The organism is Nonomuraea sp. SBT364 (assembly GCF_001083785.1).
Taxonomy (GTDB): domain Bacteria; phylum Actinomycetota; class Actinomycetes; order Streptosporangiales; family Streptosporangiaceae; genus Nonomuraea.
Window position 1 is genome coordinate 13925 of record NZ_LAVL01000051.1, and the last position, 25533, is coordinate 39457.

At 74.1% G+C, this 25533-nt stretch carries 24 protein-coding genes; 17 read left to right on the forward strand and 7 right to left on the reverse strand.

The annotated features are described in order from the left end of the window. The first annotated feature begins 21 nt into the window (after nt 1–21). Nucleotides 22–1641, forward strand: a complete 1620-nt coding sequence (locus tag ADY59_RS22980; RefSeq protein ID WP_053175057.1) for an arylsulfatase — start codon at nt 22–24, stop codon at nt 1639–1641. 25 nt (nt 1642–1666) lie between these two features. Next, on the forward strand, nt 1667–2149 hold the full coding sequence (locus ADY59_RS22985) for a MarR family winged helix-turn-helix transcriptional regulator (protein WP_049565345.1): 483 nt from the start codon (nt 1667–1669) through the stop codon (nt 2147–2149). Nucleotides 2150–2152: 3 nt separating this feature from the next. Here the strand turns inward: ADY59_RS22985 and ADY59_RS22990 are convergent, their stop codons facing one another. Beyond that, nucleotides 2153–2518, reverse strand: a complete 366-nt coding sequence (locus ADY59_RS22990) for an STAS domain-containing protein (RefSeq protein WP_049565352.1) — start codon at nt 2516–2518, stop codon at nt 2153–2155. A 147-nt stretch (nt 2519–2665) separates the two neighbouring features. Between ADY59_RS22990 and ADY59_RS22995 the strand changes: the two genes are divergently transcribed. Next, nucleotides 2666–3907 carry a class I adenylate-forming enzyme family protein gene (locus ADY59_RS22995; RefSeq protein WP_049565354.1) on the forward strand — a complete coding sequence of 414 codons (1242 nt, stop codon included), beginning with the start codon at nt 2666–2668 and terminating at the stop codon, nt 3905–3907. Further along, nucleotides 3904–4197, forward strand: coding sequence for an AMP-binding enzyme (locus tag ADY59_RS48930; protein WP_049565356.1), 294 nt, complete (start codon nt 3904–3906; stop codon nt 4195–4197). Before ADY59_RS22995 ends, ADY59_RS48930 begins: the two co-directional genes overlap by 4 nt. Here the strand turns inward: ADY59_RS48930 and ADY59_RS23005 are convergent. Next, a complete protein-coding gene (locus ADY59_RS23005; protein ID WP_049565358.1) occupies nt 4184–5401 on the reverse strand; it encodes a hypothetical protein in 1218 nt (405 codons plus the stop codon). The two genes, ADY59_RS48930 and ADY59_RS23005, sit on opposite strands and share 14 nt — an antisense overlap. Nucleotides 5402–5512: 111 nt before the next feature. Between ADY59_RS23005 and ADY59_RS23010 the strand changes: the two genes are divergently transcribed. Together ADY59_RS23010 and ADY59_RS23015 are read left to right on the forward strand one after the other, a co-directional pair. Beyond that, nucleotides 5513–6544 (forward strand): alpha-hydroxy acid oxidase, encoded by a 1032-nt coding sequence (locus ADY59_RS23010; protein WP_082310333.1) that lies wholly within the window; start codon nt 5513–5515, stop codon nt 6542–6544. Beyond that, the gene (locus tag ADY59_RS23015; protein ID WP_049565360.1) at nt 6541–7197 is read left to right on the forward strand and encodes a sulfotransferase family protein; all 657 of its coding nucleotides are present in this window, start codon (nt 6541–6543) and stop codon (nt 7195–7197) included. Before ADY59_RS23010 ends, ADY59_RS23015 begins: the two co-directional genes overlap by 4 nt. Nucleotides 7198–7202: 5 nt before the next feature. On the opposite strand, the gene ADY59_RS23020 is transcribed toward ADY59_RS23015, so the two are convergent. From ADY59_RS23020 to ADY59_RS23030, 3 genes are all read right to left on the reverse strand, one after another. Further along, nucleotides 7203–7694, reverse strand: coding sequence for a sigma-70 family RNA polymerase sigma factor (locus tag ADY59_RS23020; protein WP_197093801.1), 492 nt, complete (start codon nt 7692–7694; stop codon nt 7203–7205). 133 nt (nt 7695–7827) lie between these two features. Continuing rightward, entirely contained in the window at nt 7828–8373 is a 546-nt protein-coding gene (locus tag ADY59_RS23025) for a cupin domain-containing protein (RefSeq protein ID WP_082310334.1), read from the reverse strand. A 43-nt stretch (nt 8374–8416) separates the two neighbouring features. After that, nucleotides 8417–9817 (reverse strand): hypothetical protein, encoded by a 1401-nt coding sequence (locus ADY59_RS23030; protein ID WP_156325671.1) that lies wholly within the window; start codon nt 9815–9817, stop codon nt 8417–8419. A 142-nt stretch (nt 9818–9959) separates the two neighbouring features. Here ADY59_RS23030 and ADY59_RS23035 point away from each other — a divergent pair, with 142 nt between their 5' ends. The 5 genes from ADY59_RS23035 (at nt 9960) to ADY59_RS23055 (ending at nt 17546) form a co-directional block, all read left to right on the forward strand. Further along, nucleotides 9960–11279, forward strand: coding sequence for an SWIM zinc finger family protein (locus tag ADY59_RS23035; protein ID WP_049565362.1), 1320 nt, complete (start codon nt 9960–9962; stop codon nt 11277–11279). After that, entirely contained in the window at nt 11276–12658 is a 1383-nt protein-coding gene (locus ADY59_RS23040; RefSeq protein WP_082310335.1) for a DUF5691 domain-containing protein, read from the forward strand. The genes ADY59_RS23035 and ADY59_RS23040 overlap by 4 nt, the downstream gene beginning before the upstream one ends. Further along, on the forward strand, nt 12655–13719 hold the full coding sequence (locus ADY59_RS23045; protein ID WP_049565363.1) for an ATP-binding protein: 1065 nt from the start codon (nt 12655–12657) through the stop codon (nt 13717–13719). Before ADY59_RS23040 ends, ADY59_RS23045 begins: the two co-directional genes overlap by 4 nt. Before the next feature lie 472 nt (nt 13720–14191). Next, nucleotides 14192–16405, forward strand: a complete 2214-nt coding sequence (locus tag ADY59_RS23050) for a DUF5682 family protein (protein WP_049565364.1) — start codon at nt 14192–14194, stop codon at nt 16403–16405. Then, complete coding sequence (locus ADY59_RS23055; RefSeq protein WP_049565369.1) at nt 16398–17546, forward strand: vWA domain-containing protein; 1149 nt, start codon at nt 16398–16400, stop codon at nt 17544–17546. Before ADY59_RS23050 ends, ADY59_RS23055 begins: the two co-directional genes overlap by 8 nt. Here ADY59_RS23055 and ADY59_RS23060 read toward each other — a convergent pair. Continuing rightward, nucleotides 17515–18960, reverse strand: a complete 1446-nt coding sequence (locus tag ADY59_RS23060; protein ID WP_049565371.1) for an MFS transporter — start codon at nt 18958–18960, stop codon at nt 17515–17517. The genes ADY59_RS23055 and ADY59_RS23060 overlap by 32 nt on opposite strands. Before the next feature lie 100 nt (nt 18961–19060). Between ADY59_RS23060 and ADY59_RS23065 the strand changes: the two genes are divergently transcribed. The 6 genes from ADY59_RS23065 to ADY59_RS23090 all read left to right on the forward strand — a co-directional run bounded on the left by ADY59_RS23065 (nt 19061) and on the right by ADY59_RS23090 (nt 24152). Then, complete coding sequence (locus ADY59_RS23065; RefSeq protein WP_049565372.1) at nt 19061–19780, forward strand: TetR/AcrR family transcriptional regulator C-terminal domain-containing protein; 720 nt, start codon at nt 19061–19063, stop codon at nt 19778–19780. A gap of 62 nt (nt 19781–19842) precedes the next feature. After that, on the forward strand, nt 19843–21216 hold the full coding sequence (locus tag ADY59_RS23070) for an MFS transporter (RefSeq protein ID WP_049565373.1): 1374 nt from the start codon (nt 19843–19845) through the stop codon (nt 21214–21216). 10 nt (nt 21217–21226) lie between these two features. Further along, nucleotides 21227–22231: an enolase C-terminal domain-like protein gene (locus tag ADY59_RS23075; protein WP_049565374.1), complete on the forward strand. Its 1005-nt coding sequence runs from the start codon at nt 21227–21229 to the stop codon at nt 22229–22231. A 149-nt stretch (nt 22232–22380) separates the two neighbouring features. After that, nucleotides 22381–23037, forward strand: coding sequence for a class I SAM-dependent methyltransferase (locus ADY59_RS23080; RefSeq protein ID WP_049565375.1), 657 nt, complete (start codon nt 22381–22383; stop codon nt 23035–23037). Between the two features lie 112 nt (nt 23038–23149). After that, nucleotides 23150–23701, forward strand: coding sequence for a TOPRIM nucleotidyl transferase/hydrolase domain-containing protein (locus ADY59_RS23085; protein ID WP_231618844.1), 552 nt, complete (start codon nt 23150–23152; stop codon nt 23699–23701). Between the two features lie 67 nt (nt 23702–23768). Next, nucleotides 23769–24152, forward strand: a complete 384-nt coding sequence (locus ADY59_RS23090; protein ID WP_049565413.1) for a VOC family protein — start codon at nt 23769–23771, stop codon at nt 24150–24152. Nucleotides 24153–24318: 166 nt separating this feature from the next. On the opposite strand, the gene ADY59_RS23095 is transcribed toward ADY59_RS23090, so the two are convergent. Further along, nucleotides 24319–25458, reverse strand: a complete 1140-nt coding sequence (locus ADY59_RS23095; RefSeq protein WP_049565379.1) for an ROK family transcriptional regulator — start codon at nt 25456–25458, stop codon at nt 24319–24321. Nucleotides 25459–25533 lie beyond the last annotated feature (75 nt).

Consider the following 25533-nt stretch of genomic DNA (forward strand, 5'->3'; position numbering starts at 1 on the left):
GTTGCCCTGAAGGTGTCCTGCATGATCGCCGCGCCCTCGCGCCGCACCCTGTTGACGGGTGCCCTGGCCAGCCTGACCGTCTCCGCCTCGGCCGCCCCGGCGCGGGCCGCGTTCCCCCGGCGGCCCAACTTCGTCGTCATCCTGGCCGACGACCTGGGCTGGGGGGAGATCGGCAGCCAGGGACAGCGGCTGATCGCGACGCCCAACCTGGACCGGATGGCACGCGAGGGGGTGCGGTTCGAGACCGCGTACTCCGGGGCGCCGCTCTGCGCCCCGTCGCGGTGCTCGCTGCTGACCGGCATGCACGCGGGGCACGGGACCGTACGGGAGAACCCGGAGGGCGGCCCGCAGCACTCGCTGAGCGAGGCCGACCTCACGTTCGGGGAGTTACTCCAGCTCGCCGGTTACCGCACCGCGTGCATCGGCAAGTGGGGGTTCGGGCCGGAGCTGCCCGATCAGCCGTCGCATCCTAACGAGCGCGGGTTCGGCGAGTTCTTCGGCTACATCGGTCACCGCCACGCCCACCAGTACTACCCCGACTACCTCTGGCACAACGGCGGCCGGGTGACGCTCGGCCGCGAGGCGTTCGCCCCCGACCTGTTCCTGCGGCGGGCCGTCGAGTTCGTCAAGCAGCCGTCGGACGACCCGTTCCTGCTGTACTTCGCCACGAACCTGCCGCACGCGCCCAGCGTCGTCCCGGGCAACGCCGGGCGCTACAAGGACAAGCCCTGGAGCAGGGCCAACCGCCGGCACGCGGCGCAGGTCGGGCGGCTGGACTCCGACGTGGCCACGCTGCTCGGGGCGCTGCGCGAGGCGGGCGTCGCCGACGACACGGTGGTGCTGTTCACCAGCGACAACGGGCCGCACCGGGAGAAGGGCGTGACGCCCTGGCTGTTCGACTCCAACGGCCCCTACCGGGCCGACAAGCGTGACCTGTACGAGGGGGGCATCCGGGTGCCGCTGATCGCGTGGTCGCCGAAGATGCGCGCCCGGGTGGTGAGCGAGCCGGTCACGCTCTACGACGTGCTGCCGACGCTGGCGGACCTGGCGGAGGTGCCCGCGCCGGCCGCGATCGACGGCAGGTCGTTCAGGAAGCTGCTCAACGGCGGCCGCCGCCGGGGCCACGACCACCTGGTGTGGAACCGGCCGCGCAAGGCGCAGGCGATCCGCCGGGGACGCTGGAAGGCGCTCAGGTTCGCGCCCGGCATCGCGGGCGCGGGCCCCGAGGGGCGCGTCGAGCTGTACGACCTGGCCACCGACCTCGGGGAGACGCGCGACCTGGCGGGGCGCAGGCCGGAGCTGGTGGCCGAGCTGCTGGCGCTGCTCGACGCGTCGATCGGCGACGACCCGCGCACCCCGTACGGGCTGCGCGTGGAAGGCGCGGGCGACCAGGTCACGGTGGCGCTGGTGAACGGTTCGAAGGTGCCCTGGCGGCGCGTCACGCTGGCGCTGACGACGCCCCGGGGGCAGCGGGTCGCCGGGCGGCGTGAGGTGACGCTGCTGCCGGGCGAGGAGGTCTCGGAGGTGTTCACCGTCCGGGGGCGGGGCGCGGTCACCGCGTCGGCCGGGTTCGCCACGGGCGGCACGGGCGGCAGGCGGCACACCTTCCGGCGCGCGCACCGGCTCCGTACACTGACGTGAGACTTTCTCGGGAACCGGGTCGTGTATGTCAGAGCGCCACGACGATCTTTCGGCGGCCGTCTCGGCCGTGCTGACCGGGACGCGGCTGCTCGTCGGCATCGCCGCCCGCTCGCTGGGCACGGTGGCGGACCGGGTGACGCTGCCGCAGTTCCGGATGCTCGTGGTGCTCGCCGGTCACGGTGAGACCAAGCTCGTCACGCTGGCCGTGATGCTCGGCGTCAACTCCTCCACCGCGCTGCGGATGGCCGACCGGCTGGCCGCGGCGGAGCTGATCGTGCGGGAGGTCAATCCGCACAACCGCAGGGAGAGCCTGATCCGGCTGACCGACGAGGGGCGGCGGATCGTCGAGGAGGTCAGCGTGCGGCGCCGCGCGGAGATCGGCGCGATCGTCGCACGCCTGTCGCCGGGGCAGCGCCGGGCGCTGGTCGAGGCGATGACCGCCTTCACCGAGGCGGGCGGCGAGCCGCAGGAGACCGCCATGCATCCGCTGGGCTGGCCGGACGCCTGATCGTCAGGACGCCACCGCCCTGGGCAGCGCGGCCACCGCGGCCGTCACCGTGTCGTAGGTCTGGAAGCGCCGATGCAGTCCGGTGACGTTGAGCACCCGCTTGAGGCGCGGATGCAGCTCGCACAGGACGAGCGCGCCGCCCGCGGCCTCGGCCCCGCTCAGCCCGGACAGCAGGACGCTCAGCCCCGAGCTGTCGCAGAAGCTCACACCCTTGAGATCCACCACGACCCGGGGCGGCTCCGCGCTCGCGATCGCCTCCGCCATGCACTGCCGAAGCTCGGCCGCGACGGCGATGTCGAGCTCGCCGGACAGGCTGAGAACCGCGGCACCGTTGTGCGGGGTGATGATCCAGGAGAAACCCGCCTGCACGTTTCCGCCCTCCAGCGGTGAAAGTGTGCCATTTCACCCATGACCATCATTGCATAGTGCAATGAATTGGTGCAGTACCCAGCAATCCGGCGATACATGCGCCGAGTTCCGCGAATCTCTCCACCGAGCGGCACTCGTACTACTGTCGTGAACCTGTTTCCCCAGCCGGTGCTCGACGCGCTTGCGGCCGATCCGGGCCGCACCGCCTTCCAGCACGGCGCGCGGACCGTCACCGCGGGCGAGCTCCTCGACCTCACCGGCCGCGTCGCGCGGCACCTGAGCTCGGCCGGGCTCGGCCCCGGGCACGGCGTGGCCGTCGCCGCCGCCAACTCGCCCGAGACCTACGCCGTCCACCTGGCCGCGCACGCCCTGGGCTGCCGGGTGGCGGCCCTGCGCCCCGGCTGGAGCGCCACCCAGCTCGCCCACGTCCTGCGTCACCCCCCGGCCGCGCTCGTCGCCGACGCCGCCTCCATGACGCCCGCCCTGCACCGCGCGACCACACGCGCGGCCACACGCGCGGCCACACGCGCGGCCACACGCGCGGCGACGGTGGCGGCCGGAGCGGGCGGTACGCGGGTGCTGTCGCTCGGGCCGCTGGCCGGTGCTACGGATCTGCTGCGCGGCGCCGCCGCCGGGGTGGCGCGGGCGCGGGCGCGGCCCGACGACGTCGCCAGGCTCACCTACACCAGCGGCAGCACCGGCCTGCCGAAGGCGTGCGCGCAGACCTATCGCGCCCACAGCCTGGCCTACCGGGGATGGCCGCCGGTCCTGGCGTCGCTGATGACCAGGTTCGAGCGCTGCCTGGTGCAGGAGACGCTGGCCAGCCCGGTCATGATGACGTACGCGGGCCGCTGCCTGGTGGCGGGCGGCACCGTCGTCATGCCCGAGCCCGGCGAGGACCTGGCCGCCGCCATCGCCCGCTACGCGATCACCGCGGCCATGATGCCGCCGCCCCGGCTGCGCGCGCTGCTCGACGCCGGGCCGCGCGGCCTGCGCGCCCTCGTGCTCGGCGGCGCGCCCGCCGGCCCGCGCCTGCTCGCCGCCGCCACCGCGCGGCTCGGCCCGGTGATCTGGCAGGGGTACGGCCAGGCCGAGGCGGGCGTGATCACCATGCTCACCCCCGAAGACCTGGCGGCCGGGCACCTGACGTCGGTCGGCAGGCCGCTGCCGGACGTCCGGCTCAGCCTGCGCGGTGGCGACGACCGGCCGGTGGGCCCCGGCGAGGTCGGCGAGGTGTGGGTGAGCAGCCCGCACCGGATGTCCGGCTACTGGGGCGACCCGGAGGGCACCCGCGAGGTGCTGCGCGACGACGGCTGGCTGCGCACCCGCGACCTCGGCCGCCTGGACGGCGACGGGCTGCTGTACCTGACCGGGCGGACCGGGACGTGATCATCGTGGGCGCCGAGGTGTGCTACGCCGGGGCCGTGGAGGCGGTGCTCGCCGCTCACCCGGCTGTCGACCAGGCGTTCGTCGTCGGAGCGCCGGATCCGGTGACCGGCGAGGCCGTGCACGCCTACGTGGTGCCCGCCGGGCGCGCGCGGGCCGGTCGGGAGGAACTGGCCGCGCTGGTGCGCGAGGCGCTGGGCGAGGCGGCCGTCCCCCGGACGATCACCACGCTCACCGAGGTGCCGGTCAACGAGAGCGGCAAACCGGACAAGTCCGCGCTCAGGCCCGGTTGAAGTGGTTCTCGCACAGCCGCAGGCGGCGGGCGTGCCACACCATGTAGGTGCCGAGCACGAGCTGCACCAGGCTGCGCCACACGTCCTCCCACAGGTCGCGCACCCGCAGGAACGCCAGCGCCACGCCCCGCAGCCGGGACTCCCGGCCGCGCGGCGCCATCAGGCAGGGGCCCCGGTTCGGCAGCGCCCGCTCGTGCCCGGCCGAGGTGCGGAACACGTAGCTCTCCCGCAGCTCCCCGACCACGGCGCGGATGGTGACGGGGGCCAGGCGCCAGGCCGGGCAGGGCCGGTTCGCGGCCACGCCGAACGGGATCTGCCCCCCGCTGCGGTGATATTCCGGATAGTTGAAGCAGAGCACCGACCCGGCGGGGATCGTCGTCCCGGTGCCGAGCTCGATGTCGCCCGAGGTGATCCGGTGCGCGATCCCGAACAGCGGATACCGGCGCAGCGTCTCGGCGACCACCTCCTCCAGCGGCCCGTCCGCGCCCTCGGCCAGTGCCATGAGCACGTGCGCGGTCGCCTCCGAGCTCTGCACGACGGCCGTGTTGAAGAACGCCCCCTGCAGGTAGAGCGCGCGCTCGCGCGGGCCCAGCGAGGCCGGCAGCGGATGCGCCACCCGGCTCTCCACGCTCTCCAGGTAGGCGGTCAGCCGCAGCCGACGGTCCATGTGGCGCAGCCCGCAGCACTTCAAGGCCGTCACCACGTCGTCGGCGCTGGCCACGATCAGCTCCCGCACCCCCGGCGGGCACGGCGTCCCGAACACCAGCCGGTGGTAGAACTCCGCCCACACCGGCATCACCAGGTCACGCAGCCGCACCAGCCCCCGGTCGCCGGGCAGCGCGTCACGCAGGCTCTCCACCGCCAGCCGCTCGGCCTCCCGCGTGCCCAGCGTCAGGACGCGCCGGGTGCACCGGGCCACCTCGGCGTGCAGCGGCCCCGGCTCCAGGTGCTCCTGGTGCAGCTCGGGGCCGGGGGAGAGCCAGTACCAGAACAGGTCCGACAACGCCGCGCCTCTGCTGCGCCCGTCGGCTGCCGGATGGCCGTACACCTCCAGGAACTGCGGGACGCCGACGAGCTCGCCCGGCACCGCGACGCCCTCCACGCCGTTGATCCGCGCGAACAGCCACATCCGCAGCCCCGTCACCACCCTCGGCAGCCAGAACGGCAGGGAGAGCGCGAACAGCACGAGCAGCAGGACAGTCATGACGGTTGTACGAAATTGAACGCGCCTCTGGATTCACCGGAATGTGTGAGAGAGATTCGGTTCGTACCACCTCGTGATCGTTGCCACCCGCCGACTGCCCGAGGAGACGTCGTGAACCTCTTCAACGTGCGCGACTTCGAGGACGTGGCCCGGGAGAAGCTGGACCCGGTCTACTACGACTACTTCGCCGGTGGCGCCCAGGACGAGGTCACCGTCCGCGCCAACGAGGCGGCCTTCCGGCGGCTCGCGCTGCTGCCCCGGGTGCTGCGCGGCGTCGAACGGCCCACGCTCGACGTGACCCTGCTCGGCCAGGCCGCCTCGATGCCCGTGCTGCTCGCGCCCACGGCGTTCCACCGGCTGGCGCACCCCGCAGGGGAGGCCGAGACCGCGCGGGCCGCCGCCGGAGCCGGGGTGATCATGATGGCGGCGATGCTCTCCACGGTGGCCGTCGAGGAGGTCGCCGCCACCGGGGCCACGCTCTGGTTCCAGCTCTACATCCAGCCCGACCTGGGGTTCACCGCGTCCCTGGTACGGCGGGCCGAGGCGGCCGGGTGCAAGGCGCTGGTCGTCACCGTCGACTCGCCCGCGCTGGGCCGGGGCGAGCGCGGTGACCGCAACAACTTCCACGATCTGCCGCCGGGCCTGCACTGCGCGAACCTACGCGGCGACGGCAACGTCCGCCAGGTCGTCCTCTCCCCGGAGGTCTCGTGGAAGCACGTGGACTGGCTGCGCTCGATCACGTCGCTGCCGATCGTCCTCAAGGGCATCCTGCACCCCGCCGACGCGGTGCTCGCCGTCGAGCACGGCGCCGCCGCGATCATCGTGTCCAACCACGGCGGCCGTCAGCTCGACACCACCCCGGCGAGCGTCGACCGACTCCCGCTGATCGCCGACGCGGTCGGCGGACGGGTGCCGCTGCTGCTCGACGGCGGGGTACGGCGCGGCACCGACGTGATCAAGGCGCTGGCGCTCGGCGCGCGGGCGGTGGCGATCGGGCGGCCGGTCATGTGGGGGCTGTCGGTGGCCGGCGCCGACGGCGTGGCCAAGGTCCTCACGCTGCTGCGCACCGAACTGCTCAACGCGCTCACCCTGTGCGGCGTCGCCGCGCCCGGAGAGGTGACCAGGGAGCTGGTGATCACGTGAAGGTCATCGGAGCGGGCGTCGGCCGCACCGGCACCCTGTCGCTGAAGGCCGCGCTGGAACGCCTCGGGTACGGGCCGTGCTTCCACGGCCGCCACGTGCTCGACCACCCCGACCGGCTCGCGCTCTGGCGGGACGCCGCCGCAGGACGGCCGGTCTCCTGGGAGGCGGTCTTCGCCGGATACGCCGCCAGCGTCGACTGGCCCGGCGCGGCCTTCTGGCGCGACCTGCTCGCCGCCTTCCCGGCCGCCCGCGTGATCCTCACCGTCCGCGACGCCGGCGACTGGTACGAGAGCGTGCGCGGCACCGTCTACCGCATGTTCGGCGACGGGCCCGCCGAGCCCCGGGTGGCCGAGGCCCGGCGGATCGTGCCAGGGCTGGAGGTGTTCACCGCCTTCCACCGGCAGATGATCTGGGACGGCTTCTTCGGCGGGCGGTTCGCCGACCGGGACCACGCGATGGCCGTCTACCGGGAGCACAACGACGCGGTCCGCCGCGAGGTCCCGGCGGACCGGCTCCTCGTCGTCGAGCCGGGCGCGGGCTGGGAGCCGCTCTGCGCCTTCCTGGGCGTGCCGGTGCCGCAGGAGCCGTACCCGCACCTGAACGACCCGGCCAAGTTCTGGGCGCGGGTGGCGGCCCGGGTGGCGGAATCCTGAAACGTTCAGGGCACGGCTTCCTGCCGCAGGCGGGCCAGGCCGCGCCGGATCCGGGTCTTGACCGTGCCCAGCGGCAGGCCGTCGCGGGCGGCGATCTCGGCGGCCGTCAGCCCGTAGCAGACCGACAGCAGGATCGGCCGGCTCAGCTCGGCGGGCAGCACCCGCAGCTCGTCGCGCACCCGCTCGACCTCGCCCAGCGCCTCCCGGGCCGCCGGCGGGCAGGGCAGGCGGGCCGGGTCCACCGGCTGGTCCCGGCGCAGCCGCAGCGCGTCGACGGCCAGGTTGCGGGTGATGGTCAGCAGCCAGCTCGCCACCCGGCCGCGCCGGGGATCGTAGCGGGCGGCATGCCGCCAGGCCCGGACGAAGGCGTCCTGCGCCACCTCCTCGGCCAGCCCGGGGTCACCCACCACGCTGACCGCCAGGCCGTACACCCGCGCCTGGAAGCGCCGGACGAACGCGACCGTCGCCTCAGCCTCGCCGGCCGCCATGGCGGCCATGAGCGACTCATCCGAGAGAGACCACACCGCCCATCACAGGCACAGCCCGGCCCGCGGATCAACGAACTGCGCTTTTCGGTCATTTGCCGCAGGTGTCCCGGGCGGTCCGCTTCCGGCCCTGCCGGGGCCCGGCTCAGGCCGTGAAGTCGGCGAAGTCGAAACCCGGCGAGACGACGCAGCTCACCAGCACCTCCTGATCCCCGGCGGGGCGCGCCGACTGCCACACGCCGCCCGGCACGACCGCCTGCGGCACCTGGCCCTCCTCCACCAGCGGGCCCAGGACGACGCTCGCGCCGCCGATCGTCAGCTCCAGCGGGCCGCCCCGGTGCCACAGCCACACCTCGTCCGAGCGCACCCGGTGCGGGACCGACTCCTCGCCCGGCTGGAGCAGGAAGTAGATGCCGGTCGCGCTGGCCCGCTCGCCGCCGTAGCCCGCCGGGCGGAACTCCACCGCCGACCGCCACGTCTCACGGAACCAGCCGCCCTCGGGATGGGGCAGCAGGTCCAGCGCGCGGGCGATCGGCGGCCGCGTCACGAACCCCACGGGGGCTCCGGTGACGTCACGCCGCAGGAACCGGGCGCCGTCGAGCACGAGCTGCCCGTCCAGGCCGCTGGCCAGCGCCTCGGCTTCGTCGGCGACCTCGATGACCGGGCCGTCGGGGTAGGTCTTCAACTCCATCGGGCGATCCTACGGCGGAAGATCCGGCCCCAGGGCCCGCCGCCTATCCGGCGGCGTACAGCTCGGCGACGCGCGCGCTCACCTCGGCGCCGTAGTCCTGGTGATGGACCTGGGCCGAGCAGTACACAGGACCACCCCGCCGGGTCAGACCGGCGGTCCACGTGGCCGCGTCCTCCACGCCCGGGTCGCTCAGCCGCAGGCCGGTGACCGCGATGTCGTCCACCCGCGTGTCGGTGAAGTAGTTGGCCACGCCCTTGCGCTCGTACAGCCGCCACTGCAGCGTCGCGCTCGCCGCCCCCTTCAGGGCGGCCGTCAGGTCGATCGTGGCCCGCTGCCACGCGTCCTGGTCGGCGGCGACGTCCCGCTCCCAGACCACCCGGCCGTTGAGCAGGAGCTGCTTCACGTGGTAGCCCGCCGGATCGCCCGGCCCCCGGTCGTCCCGATGCCAGAAGCTCACCGTGCGCCTGGTCGCGCCGGGGACGAGCTGCGCCTTGCGGGTGGCGGCGCACCACATCCCGGCGCGGGTGGCGGTGCCCGCCTGGACGACGAAGCTCAGCCGCCCGTCACCGGTATGGGCCAGGTTGCCGGTCGCCGGACGCGTCCATCCCGAGGTGCCCGGCATGTAGGGGAGCTTGTACTGCACGACCCCGGCGAGTTCTCCGGTGCGGACGAGCTCCAGGGCCTTCTCGGTGATCGCCTCGACGTAGGAGACGGTCGGGCTCTGGGCGGCGTGGCTCAGCGGATAGGCGTACGGCATCACGTACACGGGGGTGCCGGGGAGGCGCGCGGCGAGCTGCTTGACCTGGTAGGACAGGCTCCACGTCCACGACGTGTCCCGTACCGGGTCGTCCCAGAAGGGGAAGATCACGCCGTCCAGCAGTGGCACGTGCTCGGCGATGAACGCGTCGGTGTACTGGGCGTAGTAGACGATCGGGATGAACTTCAGCGAAGGGTTGACCGCCCTGGCGGCCGCGCGCATCTGACCCACGTAGGCCGGGGTGAAGGTCCTGAGGTCGTAGCCGAAGTCGTCCACGGACCAGCCGACCAGGTTCGGGTGACTCTTGGAGAGCGTGGCGATGTCGCGGGCCCAGGCCACGTAGTCGTGCCGGTGGGGCCGGGAGACGCAGCAGGTCTGGCTCGGCGCGGCCACCAGGACCCACACGTCGATCCCGGCGGCCGCGGCGAGCGGCAGGAACTCGTCACGCAGATCGGTCCAGTGATGGTTGTCCCCGGCCATGGGATAGGCGTAGGTGTTCACGTTGAGGGCCTTCAACGCCGCGACCATCGCCTTGGAGTCCACGTGCCTGACTCCGTCGGCCCTCGGCTCCGCCTCCCGGACCAGGTTCGCCGCCGTCCCGACCACACCGGGAGGCTCGGCGTGGGCGACACGTGGGAGCGCCGCCAGCAGCAAGGCGGCGATCACGACGAGGGTTACGCGAAACATGGGGCTCCTTCCGGCGGGTGCGTCAGCGTAGTGATCACCGGTATGCCGCCGGTATGGCGCGCCTCCGCCGGCCTGCTCCGCGCCGGTTTCCCGGCGTTCCGGGGGGCCGGAAATGTCGGTGCGGCTGGCTAGTCTGCTTCAGGTGATCGAACGGTGGAGCCGTGATCAGGTGCTCGCCCTGGCCCCTGACGCGCCCTCCCGCGCGGCCGCCTCAGCGGTCGCGGCGCCCGGCATGTGGACGTCGCCGGGCGTGGCGGGCGGCGTGCTGTTCGGGGCGTGCCGCGGCAGCGGGCCCGCGCCCTACCGGGCGTGCGTCGACCTCGGCGAGCCCGCCTACCGGTGCAGCTGCCCGAGCCGCAAGTCGCCGTGCAAGCACGCGCTCGGCCTGCTGCTCCTCTGGTCCGCCGGCCACGTGCCCGAAGCCGCCGCCCTCCCACGGTGGGCGAGTGAGTGGCCGTCACAGGGAGCGGACGCGCGGACAGCCGCGGACCCGGCGGCCCTTCCGGGCGGGGGGCCGGTGCTGGTGCCGGAGGGGGCCGGTTCGAAGGCGGCCGCGAGTGATCGGCGGGCGGGTGCCGGGGCCGCGCGGCACGCGCGGGTGGCGGCCGGGATGGCCGAGCTGGAGCGGTGGCTGGCCGACCAGGTGCGGCAGGGGCTGGCGGCCGCCGGGGAGCACGAGTGGGAAGGCATGGCCAAACGGCTCGTCGACGCGCAGGCCCCCGGGGTCGCGGGCGTCGTCTCACGGCTGGCGCGGGTCCGGTCCGAGGACGGCTGGCCGGGTCGGCTCCTGGAGGAGTACGCGCTGCTCAACCTGCTGGCCGTCGCCTACCGCCGGCGCGCCGCGCTGCCCCCCGAGCTGGCCGAGACGGTGCTGATGCGCGCCGGCTTCCCCGTCACCCGGGAGGCCGTGCTGGCCAGGCCGGCCGTGCGCGACCGGTGGGATGTGCTCGGCCTGCGCGACGAGACGCAGGACCGGCTCACCGCGCGCCGGGTGTGGCTGCGGGGGCGCCGCACGGGCCGCCCGGCGCTCGTGCTGTCGTTCGCGCCGCCGGGGCAGCCGCTGGACGCCTCCCTGGTCACCGGCACCACGATAGACGCCGACCTGGCCTTCTACCCGGGCGCCGCCCCGTTGCGGGCCCTGGTCGCCACCCGCCGCCCGCCCGGCGGTGAAGGCGGTACGGGGCGGGTGCCGCCCGGGGTGTCGCCCGACGAGGCGATGGGCGAGGTGGCCGCCGCCCTGGCCGCCGATCCGTGGACCGACTCGTGGCCGCTGATGCTCGCGGGGGTGGTGCCTGGGGCGTCCTCGGTGGGCGGGTTCCCGCTGCGGAGGGTCACGCGGGCCTGCCGGCGGCTGCTGGCGGTCTCCGGCGGGCGGCCCGTGACCGTGGCCGCCGAATGGACCCCGTACGGGCTCAACCTGCTCACCACCTGGGACGACGACGGAATGGCGGTGATCCTGTGAACTGGGACGACCTGGCCTCGACCGCGCTCGTGGGCACCGACCGCAGGCCGTACCGAGGAGACCTGCTGGCGAGCGCGGCCGTCGAGGTGGCCCGCCGTCGCGCCGGCTGGCGCCCCGCCCGCCCGTCGCCCGAGGAGCAGACCACCGCCGCGACGCCCCCGGACCGACGCGCCGGTCAGGCCGCGCCGGAGGAGGAGCAGGAGGTCGTGGAGCGGGCGGCGGCCGGGCGGCTGGTGCGGATCATGGGCGGGGAGCAGCGCAGGCTGCTGGCCGAATGGCTCGACGCCGCCGCGGCCACCGGGCGCAGGGTTCCGCCGGCGGTGCTGCCGGAGCTGCTGGAGCACGGCCTGTCCGACCGGTCGATCCGGGCGCACATCGGGCAGCTCGCCGGACGGCGCGGCCGGTGGCTGGCCGAGCGCGCCGAGCGATGGGCCTACCTGCTGGAGGAGCCCACCGGCGAGACGTGGGAGCTGGGCAGCGCCGCCGACCGGCTGGCCTACCTGCGGCGGCTGCGGGCGGCCGACCCCGGCGAGGCCAGGCGGCTGCTGGAGAGCACCTGGGAGCGCGAGACGCCCGACGACCGGGCGGCGTTCATGGCGCTGATGGCCGGCGGGCTGTCGATGGACGACGAGCCGTTCCTGGAGGCGGCGCTCGACGACCGCAGGCGCGAGGTGCGCCAGGAGGCGGCCAACCTGCTCACCCGGCTGCCCGGTTCGCGGCTGGCCCGGCGGATGGCCGAGCGCGCCCGGCGCTGCGTGACCGTCGAGCGCGGCCTCATCAGCGTCGAGGCGCCCGAGGCGTGCGACAAGGCGATGGAACGCGACGGCGTACGCCCCAAGCCGCCGCGCGGCATCGGCGAGCGGGCGTGGTGGCTGCAGCAGGTGATCGCCCGCGCGCCGCTGTCGATGTGGGAGCTGCCGCCGTCCCGGATGCTGCGCATGCGCATGCCCGACTGGCACGACGAGGTGCGCGCCGCCTGGGTGCGCGCGGCGGTGCTGCAGCGCGACCCGGAGTGGGCGCGGGTGATGTTCGCCTGGGACCCCATCGCCGACCTGCTCGAAGCGCTGCCGCCGGACGAGCAGCAGGAGCTGGCCGCCGGGTTCGTGACCGACCACGACCTCGACGGCCAATTGATCATGGTGCTCGGCGGCGTCGCGCCGTGCTGGCGCGAACGGCTCGCCACCGCCGTCCTCCGCAAGATCCTGAGGGTCGCCGCCACCCAGCCGTGGAACCTGGGCGAGCTGGTCAGGCTCGCGGGCGAACGCGTCGATCCGGCGCTCGCCGCCCTGGCCGAAGGGTTCTCGCCGGTGCCGCCCATCCAGGAGGTCGCCGCCCTCCTGCGTTTCCGAGCCGACATGCTGAGGGAGCTGTCCCCTTGACCGTTCTGCGCCCGCACGCCGAAGACCAGTACGCCGACGAACTGGCCCTGCTCGCCAAGGAGGACGACCGGCCCCGGCCGCCCGGCTGGAAGCTGTCGCCGTGGGCCGTCACCGCGTACGTCCTGGGTGACGGCGACCGCGTCACGCCCAAGTACGTGGGCGCCCGGCGCATCGTCGAGGTCGCCGTCGCCACCCTCGCCACTGACCGGGCGCTGCTGCTGCTCGGCGTGCCGGGCACGGCCAAGACCTGGCTCTCGGAGCACCTGGCCGCCGCCATCAGCGGCGACTCCACGCTGCTCGTCCAGGGCACCGCGGGCACCGCCGAGGAGGCCGTCCGCTACGGCTGGAACTACGCCCGGCTGCTGGCCGAAGGCCCCTCCGTCGACGCGCTCACCCCGTCGCCGGTGATGCGCGCCATGGCCGAGGGCCGGCTCGCCCGGGTCGAGGAGCTCACCCGCATGCCGTCCGACGTGCAGGACGCGCTGATCACCGTGCTGTCGGAGAAGACGCTGCCGATCCCCGAGCTGAACCGCGAGGTCCAGGCCGAACGCGGGTTCAACGTGATCGCCACCGCCAACGACCGCGACCGCGGCGTCAACGAGCTGTCCAGCGCGTTGCGCCGCCGCTTCAACACCGTCGTGCTGCCGGTGCCCGCCTCCGCCGAGGAGGAGGTCGACATCGTCACCCGCCGCGTCGCCCAGCTCGGGCGGTCGCTGGAGCTGCCGGAGACCGGCACCGGGCCGGCCGAGATCCGCCGCGTCGTCACGGTCTTCCGCGAGTTGCGCGCCGGGATGACCGAGGACGGCCGCACCAAGCTCAAGTCGCCCAGCGGCACCCTGTCCACGGCCGAGGCCATCTCGGTGCTGACCAGCGGCATCGCCCTGGCGTCCCACTTCGGCGACGGCGTCCTGCGGCCCGCCGACGTGGCCGCCGGGATCGTCGGGGCCGTGGTGCAGGAGCCGGTGTCGGACCGGGTGGTGTGGCGCGAATACCTGGAAACCGTCGTCCGCGAGCGCCCCGGCTGGAGCGACTTCTACCGCGCCTGCCGCGAGGTGTCATGACCCCACGCCGCCACCTCCCGACGATCCACCGCACACGGAAGGGCCGGCGCACGGGGGCCGCCGTTTCGTGGCATCACCTCCAGCAGACGCCCCTCCCGGGCGGCGCGCCCTCACCGGGATCGGCACCTCCTCCGTGGACGGGCGTTTGCGTCGGCGTCGGCGTTCCTTCCGCGTACTCGCCGCCGGGGGCCTCTTCCGCGGAGTGCGCGCTCGTCGGGGGAGGCGTATCTCGCCGGATGGTGGCCCTGTCCGAAGGAGGTGTCCCCTGTCGGGAGGCGCGTCTTCGCCGGGGGAGGCATCCTTCCGCTGGGCGGTGCGTCGCCTCGGAGGGCAACCCTGTCCCAGATGGTGTGCGCGACCTCGCGGGGGTCGCGTCCGAGGAACCGGGAGGTGCGCCGTTTCGAGAGGGGGCGGGTCGCCGGGAAGCGTCTGGTGTGTCGGGTGAGTGGAGGGCTGGTGGGGTGGTGGATCGATGGGTGTGACGGTTCTCGGGGTGCGGCACCATGGGCCCGGGTCGGCGCGGGCGGTGCGGGCGGAGCTGGAGCGGTTGCGGCCCGGGGTGGTCCTCGTCGAGGGGCCGCCGGAGGCCGACGCGCTGGTGGGGCTCGCGCCCGAGCTGGAGCCGCCGGTCGCGCTGCTGGCGCACGTGCCCGGCAAGCCGGCCGCCGCCGCTTTCTGGCCGTTCGCCCGGTTCTCGCCGGAATGGCAGGCCATGCTGTACGGGGTCGAGGCCGGCATACCCGTACGCTTCTGCGACCTTCCGGCGGCGTACACCCTGGCGGCCACCCCGGCGGCGGACGAGGACACGCGGCCGGGGGAGGAGGCGCGGGTCGACCCGATCGGGGCGTTGGCGGCCGCGGCCGGTTACGACGATCCGGAGCGGTGGTGGGAGGACGTCGTCGAGCACCGGGGCGACACGCCGTTCGAGGTGATCGCGGAGGCCATGGCCGCCGTCCGGGAGGGGTACGCGCCGGACGAGCGGGAGGCCAGGCGCGAGGCGTACATGCGCAGAACCCTGCGCGCGGCCGTCAAGGAGGGCCACGAGCGGATCGCCGTCGTGTGCGGCGCCTGGCACGTGCCCGCGCTGGCCGGGCCGCTGCCGCCGGTCAAGGACGACGACGCCGTGCTGCGCGGGATGCCCCGGGTGAAGGCGGTGGTGACGTGGGTGCCGTGGACGTACGGGCGGCTGGCGTGGTGGAGCGGCTACGGCGCGGGGATCACCTCGCCCGGGTGGTACGACCATCTGTTCACGGCGGCGGACCGGCCGGTGGAGCGGTGGCTGGCGGGGGCGGCGGCGGTGCTGCGCGAGGAGGGGCTGGCGGTGTCGCCCGCGCACGTGATCGAGGCCGTACGGCTCGCGGAGGGGCTGGCGGCGTTGCGCGGCAGGCCGCTGGCCGGGCTCGGCGAGGTCACCGAGGCGGTCAGGGCGGTGCTGTGCGAGGGTGACGACCTGGCCGTCGAGCTCGTGCAGCGGCGCCTGGTCGTCGGTGACCGTCTGGGCCGGGTCAGCGACGGTACACCGATGGTGCCGCTCCAGCGCGACCTGCGCGACCAGCAGCGGGTGACGCGGCTCAAGCCGGAGGCCGCCGGGCGGCGGCTGGACCTCGACCTGCGCAAGGCGCTCGACCTGGCGCGCAGCCGCCTGCTGCACCGGCTTCGGCTGCTCGGCGTCGGCTGGGGGGAGCCGGAGGAGGCGCGGGGCAAGGGCACGTTCCGGGAGTCGTGGACGCTGCGCTGGCGGCCGGAGTTCGACCTGACGCTCATCGAGCGCGCGGCCCTCGGCACCACGGTGGCGGCCGCCGCCACCCGCCACGCCCGCGACCTGGCCGCCGGGGGGCTGGCGCTGGCCGGATTGACCGGGCTGGTCGAGCGGTGCCTGCTCGCCGATCTGCCGGAGGCGCTGCCCGAGGTGCTGGGCGCGCTGTCGGCCAGGGCCGCGGTCGACGCCGACGTGACGCACCTGATGGCGGCGCTGCCCGCGATGGCGCGCGCGCACCGCTACGGGGACGTGCGGGGGACGCCGGCCGAGGGGCTGGCGGTGATCGTGCGCTCGATGCTGGACCGGATCTGCGTGGGCCTGCCCGTCTCGGCGTCCGGCCTGGACGACGGGGCGGCGGCCGCCCTGCTGGAGCACGTCGACGCCGTGCACGCGGCCGTCGCCCTCCTCGCCGAAGCCACCGCCACCAGGCCGGACGACGGCGTCCGTCCGGAGGAGGATGCCGGGCCGAGGGGCCGTTGGCTGGGGACGTTGCGCGGGGTGTGTGACCGGGCGGGCCTGCACGGTCTCGTGGAAGGGCGGCTGACCAGGATCCTGCTGGACGCCGGGGAGATCGGCGACGCCGGCGACAGGATGTCGCGGGCCATGTCGCGGGGGCAGCCGCCGGTCCGGGCGGCGGCGTGGATCGAGGGGTTCCTGGGTGGCGGCGGGCTGCTGCTGGTGCACGATCAGCGCCTGCTGAAGCTGGTCGACGACTGGCTGGCGGGGCTCGGCGGCGAACAGTTCGTGGAGGTGCTGCCGCTGCTCAGGCGGACGTTCGGCGGCTTAGCCGTACCCGAGAGGAGGGCCGTCGGGGAGCGGGTGCGGTCGGCGGGCAGGCCCGGCGGGCAGGCGCGGGAACTGGACGAGGACAGGGCGGCGGCGGCCGCCACGACGGTGCTGGCGATTCTCGGGAGGCGGCATGGATGAGCGGCTGCGCAGGTGGCGGCTGGTGCTGGGCGGCGGGGAGGCCGACGTGACCGGGTTCCCGCTCGGGGGCGGTGACCTGGGCATGGACGGCGCGCTGGCCGCCGTCTACGAGGGGCGTGATGGCGGGCTGGGCGCGTCGGCGCCGAGGGTGGCGCGGTGGCTGGGCGACATCAGGACGTACTTCCCGGCGACGGTCGTCCAGGTGATGCAGCGCGACGCCATCGAGCGGCTCGACCTGACCCGGCTGCTGCTGGAGCCCGAGATGCTGGAGGCGGTCGAGCCGGACGTGCACCTGGTGGGCACGCTGATCGCGCTCAACCGCGTGATGCCGGACCGGGCGCGCGAGTCGGCCAGGGCGGTGATCCGCTCGGTCGTGGCCGAGCTCGAACGCCGCCTCGCGCAGAAGACCAGGGCCGCCGTGGCCGGGGCGCTCGACCGCGCCGCCAGGACGCGGCGGCCGAGGCGGGTCGCCGACATCGACTGGAACCGGACGGTCCACGCCAATCTGAAGAACTACCTGCCGGAGCGGAACACGGTCGTGCCGGAGCGGCTCGTCGGCCACGCCCGCAGGCAGCGGGCGGTCCAGCGGGAGGTGGTGCTCTGCGTCGACCAGAGCGGGTCGATGGCGTCGTCGGTGGTGTACGCGAGCGTGTTCGGGGCGGTGCTGGCCTCGACGCGGTCGCTGAAGACGTCGCTGGTGGTGTTCGACACGGCGGTGGCCGACCTGACCGATCGGCTGCGCGATCCGGTGGAGCTGCTGTTCGGCACCCAGCTCGGCGGCGGCACCGACATCAACCGGGCCGTCGCCTACTGCCAGGGGCTGCTGACCCGGCCGGCCGACTCGGTCTTCATCCTGATCAGCGACCTGTACGAGGGCGGGGTCAGGCAGGAGATGCTGCGCCGGGTCAGCGCGATGACGCGGGCGGGCGTCCAGGTGGTCGTGCTGCTGGCGCTCTCCGACGAGGGCGCGCCCTCCTACGACCGCGAGAACGCGGCGGCGCTCGCGGCGCTGGGGGTGCCCGCGTTCGCGTGCACCCCCGACGCCTTCCCCGGCCTGATGGCGGCCGCGATCGAGCGGCGCGACATCGGCCGGTGGGCCGAGCGGAACGTCAGTGCCCCTGCTGGTCGGGGCGGGCCTTGAGGGGGAGCAGGAACGACAGTCCGAACGTGACGGCGAGCAGCCCGACGACGCCCCAGATCGTCGCCCGCATGGCGCCCCCGAACTCCCAGTGGGCGGCCAGCAGGTTGAAGAACAGCGTGCCGAGCAGCGCGGTGCCGAGTGCGCCGCCGAGCTGCTGCACGGCGGTGAGCGTGCCGGAGGCGGAGCCCGACTCGCGCGGCTCGACCCCGGCGAGCACGATGTCGAAGAACGGCGCCATGGCCAGCCCCATCCCGACGCCGATCAGTGCCAGGCCGGGGGCGAGGTGCCACGGCCCGATGCCCGCCCCGGCCAGCTGGATCGTCGAGGCGAGCACGACGGCGCCGGCGGCCATGACGGCGGTGCCGATCTGCAGCAGCCCGCGCCCCAGCCGCTCCTGCAGCCCCGACATGGCCAGCCCGAAGCCGAGCACCGCGCCGAGCGCCTGCGGCAGCCCCGTGAGGCCCGCCTTGAGCGGGCTGAACCCGAGCCCGATCTGCGTGTAGAGGGCGAAGACGAGGCCGAGCCCCATCAGCCCGGAGAAGAACGCCAGCCCGGCCACGAGCCCGCCGGTGAACGCCCGCTTGCGGAACAGCCCGGGGGTGACCAGCGGATCCTTGCCCGCGCGGACGCGCCGCACCTCGTAGCGGCCGAAGAGCGCGAACATCACCAGCGAGGCGCCCATCGACGCGAACGACCAGGCCGGCCAGCCCAGCTCACGGCCCTGGATCAGCGGGAAGATCAGCAGGAACGCGGCGGCCGACACCAGCAGCATGCCGGCCAGGTCGAGCCTGGTGGCGTCGGCCGTACGCCATTCGGGCAGGAAGCGGATCGCGGCCAGTGCCGCGGCCAGCCCGATCGGCAGGTTGATCAGGAAGATCATGCGCCAGCCGGTGCCGAAGAAGTCGGCGTCGACCAGCCAGCCGGCCAGCACCGGGCCGCCCACCGACGAGATCGTCATGACCGGCCCGAACATGCCGAACGCCTTGCCGAGCTCGTGCGGCGGGAACATCTCCTTGATCAGCCCGAGCCCCTGCGGGATCATCACGGCCCCGCACAGCCCCTGCAGCACCCGGCTGGCGATGAGCATCTCGGGGCTCATCGAGATTCCGCACAGCAGTGAGGCGGCGGTGAAGCCGAGCGCGCCGATCACGAACATCCGTTTGCGCCCGTAAAGGTCGCCGAGCCGCCCGCCGGTGATCAGGCCGACGGCCATGGCCAGGGTGTAGCCGGCGCCGAGCCACTGCACCATGCTCCCGCTGCCGCCCAGCTCCCGCTGGATGGTCGGTGCGGCGATGGTGGTGACCAGCGCGTCGAGCAGGTCCATCACCTCGGCGGCGAGGATCACGAACAGGGCGATCCACCGCCAGCGGTACGGCTGGACCCGTGGAGCCGCTACCGCGGCGCTGACAGTCATGGGAACTCCTCTGGGGGAACAATGTTCTCGCGACGAACAGTGTTCGTCACGAACACTGTTTTAAGCGCGAACACTGTTCGTGTCAAGTACGCTGTTCGCCATGGGAAGCAACACGGAGGTGCCGCCCCCGCCGTGGCGGAAGGCGCGAGCGCAGGTCAGGAAGCAGCTCAGCCAGGAGCTCATCGTCGACACCGGCCTGCGGGTCCTCGACGCGGAGGGCTTCGACGCGCTCAGCATGCGCCGCGTCGCCCAGGAGCTCGGCACCGGCCCCGCCTCGCTCTACGCGCACGTGGCCGGCAAGGACGAGCTGCTGGAGCTCATCTACGACCGCGTCCTCGGCGAGATCCGGCTCCCCGACCCCGACCCTGCCCGCTGGCAGGAGCAGATCCGCGCCTACGCGATCGAGGCCCAGCGGGTGCTGACCTCGCACGCCGACGTGGCCAGGGCGGCCATGGCCAGCATCCCCTCGGGGCCCAACTCCCTGCGCGTGGCCGAGTACGTGCTGGGGCTGCTCATCGGGGCCGGCCTGACGCCCAGGGACGCCTCGCTCGGCCTGGACCGCCTCAGCCTCTACGTGAGCTCCGACGCCTACGAGGGCTCGGTGCACTACGCCAGGATGAAGGCGGCCGGGATGTCCGGCCCCGGCGAGTACTTCACCCAGTTCATCGGCAGCCTCGCCCGCTACTTCGGCTCGCTGCCCGCCGACCGCTTCCCGTACATCAGCGCGAACGTGGACGCGCTGATCGCCGACGACGGCGAGGCGCGCTTCCTGTACGGCCTGGACCTGATCATCGCCGGGCTGGCGGCCAAGCTGCCCTAGGGCGAACGGCCTACGCCCTGCGCCCGATGTGCTGACCTGGAGCTTCGCTGTAGTTTCCGATCATGACTACTACTGTTGAATCGCCTCCCGTGAGCGTGGTCTCCACGCGCTACCGGGCCGTCAGCGTCGGGCTGGTAGCGCTGGTCATGCTGGTGGCGTTCGAGGCGATGGCGGTGGCCACGGCCATGCCCGTGGTCGCCCGTGAGCTCGGCGGCATGCACCTGTACAACCTGGCCTTCAGCGCCACGCTGGCGGCCAGCGTGATCGCCACCGTGCTCGGCGGCCGGTGGAGCGACGTGCGGGGGCCGATGCAGCCCATCGCGACCGGCGTCGTGGGCTTCGTGGCCGGGCTGCTGATCGCCGGCTTCGCGCCGACCATGGAGGTGCTGGTCGCCGGCCGGTTCGTGCAGGGGCTCGGCGCCGGGCTGATCCAGGTCGCGTTGTACGTGCTGGTCGCCCGGGTCTATCCCGGGGAGCTGCATCCCAAGGTGTTCGCCCTGTTCTCGGCCGCCTGGGTGGTGCCGTCGATGGTGGGCCCGACGATCGCCGGGCTCGTCGTGGAGAACATCGACTGGCGGTGGATCTTCTGGGGCGTCTCCCTCATCGTGATCCCCGCGGCGCTGCTGCTGTGGCGCGGCTCCGGCGGCCAGGCGGCGGGCGACGGCGGTGCCGGGCCCGCCCCCGGTCTCGGCCGCAAGCTCGTCTGGGCGACGCTGACCGCCGTGGCCGCCGCCCTCATCCAGTACGGCAGCGCGCTGGAGCTCGGCGGCGTCCCGCTGCTCGCGGCCGGGGTCGTCCTGCTGGCCGTCGCCCTGCCCAGACTGCTGCCGGCCGGCGCGCTCCGGGCCGCCCGCGGTCTGCCGACCGCGCCCGTGCTGCGCGGGCTGGCCTACGGCGCGCTCATGGCCGCGCAGGTGCTGATCCCGCTCATGCTCATCAACGAGCGCGGCCTGACGCCGACCGGCGCCGGCGTCGTCCTCACCATCGGCGCCCTCGGCTGGTCCGCCGGCTCCTGGCTCAAGGGCCGCGGCACGATCGGCAACCTGACCGCGCTGCGCGGCGGCGCCCTCATGGTCGCCGCCGGCATCAGCCTCATCTCGCTCGTGCTGATCGACGCCGTCCCCATCGCCCTGGCGTACGTGGCCATGGCCGTCTCCGGGCTCGGCATCGGCGCCCTGCACCCGACGGTGTCCGTGATGGTGCTGGAGATGTCCAGGGCCGGCGAGGAAGGCCAGAACAGCGCCGCGCTCGGCGTCGGAGAGTCCGTCTTCACCGTGGTCGCCGTCGCGATCACCGGCGCCCTGTTCACCGCGACCGGAGAGGCGTACCTTGTCGGACTGGGCTTCACCGTCGCGCTCGCCCTCCTGGCCGCGATCCTGGCCCCGCGTTTTGCCCAGCCTGCCGGGGCGGGCACACTGGAGGGGACCGCGTCATAAAGGGGGGTACATGCCGCGAGTGCGCGAGCTTGAGGTGTTCCGTGTCGTCCTGCCGTTCGGCAGGCGCACGGAGAGCCTCCTGGTGAAGCTCACGGATCACGGCGGCATGATCGGCTGGGGTGAGGCCGTGACACCGGCCCCCAAAGCCTGGTCCCGGCTGGAGGAGACGCTCGGCGCCGAGCTCGTCGGCGTCGACTGGGAGCATCCCGACAGCGTTCCCGGCACCGATCCGGCCGTCGACCTGGCCTGCTGGGACCTGTGGACCCGGATGCGCGGCGTGCCTCTGGCCGACGCCATCGGCGGCACCCGCACGTCGCTGGTGGCCACCGTCCGGCTCACGCCCGACGCGTCCCTGGAGAGCCTGGTGACCCGGGTCAACCAGCAGGTGTGCGCCGGCTACGGGCACGTCACGCTCGACGTGCGGCCCGGCTGGGACGTCGAGCCCGTCCGCGCCGTGCGCGCCGCCTACCCGGCGCTCACGCTCGCCGTCGACGGCGCCGGCACCTACACCGAGGACGCCCAGCTGGTGGCGCTCGACTCCTACGGGGTGGAGGTCATCGAGCGGCCGTTCCCGGCCACCGACGTCTTCGCCCACGCCGCCCTCCAGGACCAGGTGTCCGCCTCGGTGGCCGTCGAGCTGCGCAGCACGGCCGACCTGGACGACTACCTGACGGTCCGGGCCGCCAAGGTCCTGCTGCTGCGCCCCTCCGCGTTCCCGTCGCTGAGCGAGGCCCGCCGCGCCCACGACCGCGCCGCTGCGGCCGGCTGGGACATCCAGTGCACCGGCGGCGAGGGCGCCGGGCCCGCCCGTGCCGCCACGGTCGCCGTCGCCGCGCTGCCCGGCTGCACGCTGCCCTGCGACGTGACGCAGCCGCCGCGCAACAACCAGATCGTCGACCCGATCGTCGGCGCCAACGCCGGCGTGATCGCGGTCCCCCTCACCCAGCCCGGCCTCGGCCACACGGTCGACGAAGCACGCGTCCGCCGCCTGGCCAAAGACTACTTCCACGCCTGACGAGCACCTGGCCCGGTCGTGGTGGGATGCCTGAGGGGGCACCTGGCCCGATCGAGGTGGGATGCCTGAGGAGGCACCTGGCCGGGTCGTGGTGGGATGCCTGAGGGGCACCTGGCCCCGATCGGTTGGATATACGAGGGAAGGACTGTATGAGCGAGGAGCGCGATCCCGACGCCGACGCGCGGCGGCTGGCGGCTGAGTCGCTGGCGGAAGGCGACGCGGTGGGGTGGTTCGAGCGGCTCTACGCGGAGTCGGGGAGCGGGGACGCGATCGTGCCGTGGGACTCCGGCGCGGCGCACCCACTGCTCGTCGAATGGGCCGGTGACCTGCGGGGCGAGGGGCGGCCGGCGCTCGTGGTGGGCGCCGGGCTGGGCGACGACGCCGAGTACGTCGCGGGCCTCGGCTTCGAGACGGTGGCGTTCGACGTGAGCGAGTCGGCGGTGCGGCTGGCCCGCGAGCGCTTCCCCGGCTCGCGCGTCCGCTATCGGGCGGCCGATCTGCTGGCGCCGCCCGCCGAGTGGGAGCGGGCGTTCGACCTGGTCGTGGAGATCATGACGGTTCAGGCGCTGCCGGAGGAGCTGCACGCCGCCGCCATCGAGCGCGTCGCCTCCTTCGTCCGGCCCGGTGGCACGCTGCTGGTCATCGCGATGGCGCGGGACGAGGGCGGCCCGGTGCCCGCCCCGCCGTGGCCGCTGACCCCGTCGGAGCTCGCGGCCTTCGCCACGGGCGGGCTGGCGGCGGGCAAGACCGAGGAGTTCCGCGACGGGCTCCGGCACCGCTGCCGGGCCACCTTCCACCGCCCGTGAACCGGGGCTGACGGCCCGCAAAGAGGATGGAACACCCGTAAGAGGATGTGACACCCGCAAAAAGGGGATGAAAGCGCTCCGGGCCAGGTGCGAGGCTGGGCACGTGAGCGACATGCGAACCGTCGTCCTGGTCGAGGGCGCCAGCGACAAGTCGGCCGTCGAAGCGCTGGCCGAGCGTCGTGGCCGCGACCTGGCGGCCGAAGGCGTCTCCCTGGTGGCGATGGGCGGTGCCACGAACATCGGGACGTATATCGACAAGTACGGCCCTACTGGCCGCAATCTACGACTGGCCGGCCTGTGCGACGCCAGGGAGGAACGCGACTTCCGGCGGGTTCTCGAGCGCGCCGGCTTCGGCTCCGGCCTCAGCCGGGGCGACCTGGAGGCGCTCGGGTTCTTCGTGTGCGTCGCCGACCTGGAGGACGAGCTGATCCGCGCCCTCGGCACCGCCACGGTCGAGCGGGTCGTCGACGCCGAGGGCGAGCTCCGCTCGTTCCGCACGCTTCAGAGGCAGCCCGCCTGGCGCGGCGGCACCACTCACGCCCAGCTGCGCCGGTTCATGGGATCACGCGGCGGCCGCAAGCTCCGCTACTCCGGCCCGCTCGTCGCGGCGCTCGATCTCGATCGCGTGCCGCGGCCACTGGACAGGCTCCTGGCTCACGTATGAGCCGGCAGCGCCGGCGCGGGCGAAATCCGGTGGCCGCGACGACGACGGCGGGGGCATGATCGGGACCATGGTGTCTGTTGTTCAGAACATGGCGATCGACTGTGCGAACGCCTACGAACTCGCCCGGTTCTGGAGCGAGGTGACCGGTCGTCCCCTGCATCCCGAGGACAGGCCGGGGGACGAGGAGACGCAGGTGCTGCTCCCGGACGGCCCCATCCTGCACTTCAACCAGGTGCCGGAGCCCAAGACGGGCAAGAACCGGCTGCACCTGTGCCTGTGCCCGCGGAGCTCGCGCGAGGAGGAGGTCGGCCGGCTGCTGGGCCTGGGCGCCACCCTCGTCGCCGATCGGCGCCACTCCGACGGCACGGGCTGGGTGGTTCTCGTCGACCCCGAGGGCAACGAGTTCTGCGTCCTGCGCAGTGAGTCCGAGCGCGCGGCCGCACTCTCGTAGGAGGCGTGACGGCGTACGAGCTGGGTGAGGTCGTGGCCGGGCGGCGAGGCGGTGCGGGCGGAGGCGGCCGGGGTGCGGCCCGACTGGCTGGGCCGGCCCGGCCTGGGCCTGAAGGTCGACCCCGGAGGTTCACCTGATGCCGGGGTCCATCGGCGGCCGAGGCCGGTCAGGCCGACAGGGCGGCGTCCAGGAGGAGGGCCCCGGCGCCCAGCAGCGCGGCGTCCCGCCCGGCGCGGGCCGGGGCGATCTCCAGGTCGCGGGTGGCCAGCGGCAGGCACCGCTCGTACACCGTGGCCCGGATCGAGGTGACCAGCGGTTCGGCGGCCGAGAGGCTGCCGCCGACGGCCACCACGTCGGGGTTGAAGAAGTTCACCAGCGCCGTGAGCACCTCGCCGATGCGCCGGCCCGCGCCGCGCACCAGGCTGGTGGCCTCCGGGACGGCGTCGTTGACCAGCGCCACGATGTCGGCCGTGCGCTCCACCTCGATGCCGGCGGCGGCCAGCGCGGCGGCCAGGGCGGCGCCGCTGGCGTGCACCTCCAGGCAGTCGGCGTGCCCGCACGCGCAGACCACCGGGGCGGCCGAGCGGACCGGGACGTGACTGATGTCGCCCGCCGCGCCCCGGCCCCGGTGCAGGCGGCCGTTGACGATCATGCCGCAGCCGATGCCGGTGCCGGCCTTGAGCACCATCAGGTTCTCGCTGCCCGGCCAGGAGCGGGCCTCGCCGACGGCCATGAGATTGGCGTCGTTCTCCACCAGGATCGGCAGGTCGTACCGGGCCGACAGCCGCTCGGCCACGGGGTAGTCGTTCCAGCCGGGCATGCGGGAGGGGTTGACGACGCGGCTGGTGGCGGGGTCGACGGGGCCGGGGATGCCGGTGCCGACGCCGCGCAGCGGCACGGCGGCGGGCACGTGCGAGGTGAGCAGGTCGTCGAAGGCGTCCGCCAGCCAGCCGAGCGTGTGCTCAGGCCCCTTGGCGATCTCGCAGGGCCGCTCCTCCACCACGAAGGGCACGCCGCTCAGGTCGAGCAGGCCGAGCCGGGCGTGATGGGCGCCCAGGTCGGCGACGGCCAGCACGCCGGCGCCGGGGGACAGGCGCAGCCGCCGGGGCCGCCGGCCGCCGCGCGAGGCGCCGGAGCCCTCCTCGGCGAGCAGGCCCGCCTCGATCAGCTCCTCCACCCGCAGCGACACGCTGGAGGCAGCCAGCCCCGATAACCGGGCCAGGTCGGCGCGCGACTCGGCCTCGCCGATGGCGACGAGCCTCAGCAGGTCGCCCTGCGCCCCGTGTACGGGCAGCCGCTGGTCCATGAGCAGATGAATATCACGTGTCGTCTAAGTTCGACAATCGCTTGACTTGCTCCGAAAAAGGCCACTAGCGTCCGC

Bases quoted from the DNA above. Each gene is read 5' to 3' on its own strand.
- ADY59_RS23020 (WP_197093801.1), bottom strand. From the start codon at position 7,694: ATGGCCGCCATGGCGGCCGGCGAGGCTGAGGCGACGGTCGCGTTCGTC.
- ADY59_RS23080 (WP_049565375.1), top strand. From the start codon at position 22,381: ATGAGCGAGGAGCGCGATCCCGACGCCGACGCGCGGCGGCTGGCGGCT.
- ADY59_RS23075 (WP_049565374.1), top strand. From the start codon at position 21,227: ATGCCGCGAGTGCGCGAGCTTGAGGTGTTCCGTGTCGTCCTGCCGTTC.
- ADY59_RS23005 (WP_049565358.1), bottom strand. From the start codon at position 5,401: ATGACTGTCCTGCTGCTCGTGCTGTTCGCGCTCTCCCTGCCGTTCTGG.
- ADY59_RS22980 (WP_053175057.1), top strand. From the start codon at position 22: ATGATCGCCGCGCCCTCGCGCCGCACCCTGTTGACGGGTGCCCTGGCC.
- ADY59_RS23065 (WP_049565372.1), top strand. From the start codon at position 19,061: ATGGGAAGCAACACGGAGGTGCCGCCCCCGCCGTGGCGGAAGGCGCGA.
- ADY59_RS23025 (WP_082310334.1), bottom strand. From the start codon at position 8,373: ATGGAGTTGAAGACCTACCCCGACGGCCCGGTCATCGAGGTCGCCGAC.
- ADY59_RS23085 (WP_231618844.1), top strand. From the start codon at position 23,150: ATGCGAACCGTCGTCCTGGTCGAGGGCGCCAGCGACAAGTCGGCCGTC.
- ADY59_RS23090 (WP_049565413.1), top strand. From the start codon at position 23,769: ATGGTGTCTGTTGTTCAGAACATGGCGATCGACTGTGCGAACGCCTAC.
- ADY59_RS23055 (WP_049565369.1), top strand. From the start codon at position 16,398: ATGGATGAGCGGCTGCGCAGGTGGCGGCTGGTGCTGGGCGGCGGGGAG.
- ADY59_RS23060 (WP_049565371.1), bottom strand. From the start codon at position 18,960: ATGACTGTCAGCGCCGCGGTAGCGGCTCCACGGGTCCAGCCGTACCGC.
- ADY59_RS23095 (WP_049565379.1), bottom strand. From the start codon at position 25,458: ATGGACCAGCGGCTGCCCGTACACGGGGCGCAGGGCGACCTGCTGAGG.
- ADY59_RS22985 (WP_049565345.1), top strand. From the start codon at position 1,667: ATGTCAGAGCGCCACGACGATCTTTCGGCGGCCGTCTCGGCCGTGCTG.
- ADY59_RS23070 (WP_049565373.1), top strand. From the start codon at position 19,843: ATGACTACTACTGTTGAATCGCCTCCCGTGAGCGTGGTCTCCACGCGC.
- ADY59_RS23030 (WP_156325671.1), bottom strand. From the start codon at position 9,817: ATGTTTCGCGTAACCCTCGTCGTGATCGCCGCCTTGCTGCTGGCGGCG.
- ADY59_RS23050 (WP_049565364.1), top strand. From the start codon at position 14,192: ATGGGTGTGACGGTTCTCGGGGTGCGGCACCATGGGCCCGGGTCGGCG.